We start from the raw sequence: 3,526 nt of genomic DNA, 5'->3' as shown, positions 1-3,526 counted from the left end.
TTCCGGGGCCCCGCGGCACGCCGTCAGGCCAGGTCGTCCCTGGTGACCTGCCGGTGCTTCACCAGCCACGCCTCACCGTCGTGCACCAGTACGTCCTGGCACACCGTGCTGCGGTGCACGGCCGGGGAACCGCCGGTCCCGGTGGCGATCACCAGGGCGTAGCACCGGGCCGCGACACTGCCGTCGGGCCGGGGATCCACCGTCAGCATGCCGAGCCAGTGCCGGTGCGTGACGCCCTGTTCCGCGAGCGCCGCACGGGCTTTGGCGCTGCTCGCGGCGAGCTCCGTACGCCCGTCCGCACGGTCGTGGCCGCCGTGCAGGAGGAAGGCGCCGTCCTCGGTGAACGTCTGCGCCCAGTCGTCGGTCCGCCCGTCGTCGAGGGCCTGCATCTGCCGTGCGTAGAAGTGGGAGATCTCGCCGTGGAGCCGGGCGATGTCGGGCTGGACCGAGTCGAGCGGTGCGGTGCCGGTGTGCGGCATCGGACCTCCTTCGCGCTGTAGGGGCCACCAGCGTGCGCGGCCCGCCTGGAAGGCGGCTGGAGCCCCGCTGGAACGCGGGCCGCTCAGCCGGTGCCGCTGCCGTCCACCGGGAGGGAGGTCTCGTACAACCGCAGCAGGAGCGACATGAACTGCTCCCGCTCCTGCGGTGAGAACGGCGCCAGCAGTTCCTGCTCCAGCTCCGCCAGCGCGGCGGTCACCTGCGGCCAGGTGCTCCGGCCGAGCGGGGTCAGCCACACCCGGCTGCGCCGGGCGTCCTGCTCGTCCGGGGTGCGGTGCACCATCCCGGCCGCTTCCATGCGCTTCACGGCCTGGGTCGCCGTGGGGGCCTCGACCCGGACCCGCCGGGCGAGGTCTCCGACCGTGCTCCCGTCCGCCTCCCAGAGGCAGCGCATGAAGAACTGCTGGCCGACGTGGAGCCCGAAGTCGGCGAGCAGCCGTTCGGAACGAAGGCGCGTGGAACGCCCGGCGAGAGCGAACAGGGTGCTGAAGTCCCCCAGGGACACGGCGGGCTGGGCGGCCATGCAGGTGTGACCTTCGCGGGTTGCGGGCGGCATACCGGGCGTGTCCACGACACGACGTCCGGACGCCCCCGGTCATGATACGCGGCCCTCCCTCCGCGGCCCGGCCCCGGCTCCACCGGTTCCCAAGTCCCCCTCCAGCGCCGCCGCCAAGGATGATCCACGTCTCCCGGTCCTCCACGGGTGATGCGTCACGCCACCGGCCGAGTACGGGAAAGGGTCGATTCGATGGACAGCGCACAGCGTGCGACGGGTGCCGCGCAGCACGCGGCAGAACCCTCGCAGAACGTACCGGACCGCTGGAAACCACCTGTTCTCGCCGGAGACGGATCCGGCCATTCCCTGGGCGTGCCCAGGTGAGCCGCCGGGTCGCCGTCACCGGAATCGGCGTGGTCGCGCCGGGCGGCAACGGGACGAAGGAGTTCTGGTCACTGATCACTTCCGGCCGGACCGCGACCGGCCCCCTGACGGCTTTCGACGCGACCCCCTACCGTTCGCGCATCGCCGCCCAGTGCGCCTTCGATCCCCTGGCCGCAGGCTTCTCCCCGCGGGAGGTCCGGAGACTGGACCGCGCCGCCCAGTTCGCCGTGGTGTGCACACGCGAGGCGCTCGCGGACGCCGGCTTCGCCTCCGGTCCTCCCCCGGTCCCGGAGCGGACCGGTGTGTCCATGGGCACCGCCGTCGGCTGCACGACGAGCCTGGAGAACGAGTACGCCGTCGTCAGCGACGGCGGCCGCGACTGGCTCGTCGACCACCGGCACGCCGTACCGCACCTGGTGGACTACCTGGTGCCCAGCAGCCTGGCCCGCGAGGTGGCGTGGGCGGCCGACGCCCTGGGTCCGGCCGCGGTGATCTCCGCCGGCTGCACCTCCGGGCTGGACGCCGTCGGACATGCCTGCGAACTCATCCGTGAGGGCACGGCGGACGTCATGCTCACCGGCGGTACGGACGCACCGATATCGCCGATCACCGTGGCATCCTTCGACGCCATCCGCGCGACCTCCGCGCGCAACGACGACCCGGCCACCGCTTCCCGGCCGTTCGACCGCACCCGGGACGGCTTCGTCCTGGGCGAGGGGGCCGCCGTGCTGGTGCTGGAGGAGTGGTCCCACGCCAGGAACCGGGGCGCGCACATCTACGCGGAGATCGGCGGCCACGCCTCCCGCAGCAACGCCTTCCACATGACGGGACTGCGTCCGGACGGCCGGGAGATGGCGGAGGCGATCACCCGGGCGCTCGACGAGGCCCGGCTGGACCCGACCGCCGTGGACTACGTCAACGCGCACGGCTCCGGCACCCGGCAGAACGACCGGCACGAGTCGGCCGCCTTCCTGCGTGCCCTCGGCGAGCACGCCAGGGGCATTCCCGTCAGCTCCATCAAATCGATGATCGGCCACTCACTCGGGGCGATCGGGGCCATCGAGATCGCCGCCTGTGCCCTGGCCCTGGAGCACGGAGTGGTACCGCCCACCGCCAACCTCCACGAGCCGGACCCCGAGTGCCCGCTGGACTACGTACCGGTCACCGCCAGGGAGCAGCGCCTGGACGCCGTCCTCACGGTGGGCAGCGGTTTCGGCGGCTTCCAGAGCGCCATGGTGCTCACCCGGCCCGAAGGGACACGCAGATGACCGTCCACGCCCGCCCGGCCGGATCCGCGGCCCCCGACTCCGCCGGCATCCGGCGGGACACCGCACTCGTCACCGGCCTCGACGTGCGGGCGGCCAACGGCAGCGGCACCGAGGCGTTCTGGCAGAGCCTCCTCGAAGGACGCGGCGGCATCGGCCCGATCACCCGCTTCGACGCCTCCGGCTACCCGAGCCGGCTGGGCGGCGAGGTCGCCGACGATCCCGCCGCGGCACTGCCCGGCCGCCTGCTGCCGCAGACCGATCGCGTCACCCGACTCGCCCTTGCATCCGCCGCCCAGGTGCTGCGGGACTCGGGCCTGGACCCGGCCGAGGCAACGGAGTACGGAGTCGGGGTGGTCACGGCCAACTCCGCCGGCGGGTTCGAATTCGGCCAGCGGGAGCTGGAGAACCTGTGGGCGAAGGGGCCCAGGTACGTCAGCGCCTACCAGTCCTTCGCCTGGTTCTACGCCGTCAACACCGGCCAGATCTCGATCCGGCACGGCCTGCGCGGCCCCAGCGGTGTCCTGGTCTCCGGCCAGGCCGGCGGACTGGACGCGGTGGGTCACGCACGCCGCATGCTCCGCAAGGGGACCCCGGCGGTCCTCACCGGGGCGATGGAGTCGGCGCTGTGCCCGTGGGGGCACGTGGCGGAACTGACCGGCGCCCGGCTGAGCACCGCCGACAACGCCGAGGACGCCTGTCTGCCGTTCGGGGAGCGTGCCGCCGGGCATGTCGTCGCGGAAGGCGGTGCTCTGCTGATGCTGGAGAGCGCGACCGCGGCGGACGCCCGGGGCGGAACGCGCCCCTACGGCGAAGTGGCGGGCTACGCGGCCTGCTTCGACCCGCCGCCAGGCTCGGGTCGGCCCGGCGGCCCCGCCCGGGC

The 3,526-nt window shown here is 73.3% G+C and carries 4 protein-coding genes; 2 read left to right on the top strand and 2 right to left on the bottom strand.

The genetic code is table 11. The annotated features are described in order from the left end of the window. Window positions 1-23 precede the first annotated feature (23 nt). Together ACFWFI_RS41750 and ACFWFI_RS41745 are read right to left on the bottom strand one after the other, a co-directional pair. Window positions 24-479: a nuclear transport factor 2 family protein gene (locus ACFWFI_RS41750; RefSeq protein ID WP_387401039.1), complete on the bottom strand. Its 456-nt coding sequence runs from the start codon at window positions 477-479 to the stop codon at window positions 24-26. An 83-nt stretch (window positions 480-562) separates the two neighbouring features. Beyond that, on the bottom strand, window positions 563-1,021 hold the full coding sequence (locus tag ACFWFI_RS41745) for a MarR family winged helix-turn-helix transcriptional regulator (RefSeq protein WP_387401037.1): 459 nt from the start codon (window positions 1,019-1,021) through the stop codon (window positions 563-565). A gap of 353 nt (window positions 1,022-1,374) precedes the next feature. Here ACFWFI_RS41745 and ACFWFI_RS41740 point away from each other — a divergent pair, with 353 nt between their 5' ends. Continuing rightward, complete coding sequence (locus ACFWFI_RS41740; RefSeq protein ID WP_387401035.1) at window positions 1,375-2,646, top strand: beta-ketoacyl-[acyl-carrier-protein] synthase family protein; 1,272 nt, start codon at window positions 1,375-1,377, stop codon at window positions 2,644-2,646. Beyond that, window positions 2,643-3,526: beta-ketoacyl synthase N-terminal-like domain-containing protein (locus ACFWFI_RS41735; RefSeq protein WP_387401033.1), on the top strand; the 884-nt coding region annotated here is incomplete at its 3' end. The genes ACFWFI_RS41740 and ACFWFI_RS41735, both read left to right, overlap by 4 nt.

This window comes from Streptomyces sp. NPDC060209 (genome assembly GCF_042728155.1).
Taxonomy (GTDB): Bacteria; Actinomycetota; Actinomycetes; order Streptomycetales; family Streptomycetaceae; genus Streptomyces.
Note: the sequence above shows the minus strand (reverse complement) of the source record. Positions and strands in the feature narration are given on the sequence as shown.

Coding starts and splice junctions, on each gene's coding strand:
- ACFWFI_RS41750 (WP_387401039.1), bottom strand. CDS start 479: ATGCCGCACACCGGCACCGCACCGCTCGACTCGGTCCAGCCCGACATC.
- ACFWFI_RS41745 (WP_387401037.1), bottom strand. CDS start 1,021: ATGGCCGCCCAGCCCGCCGTGTCCCTGGGGGACTTCAGCACCCTGTTC.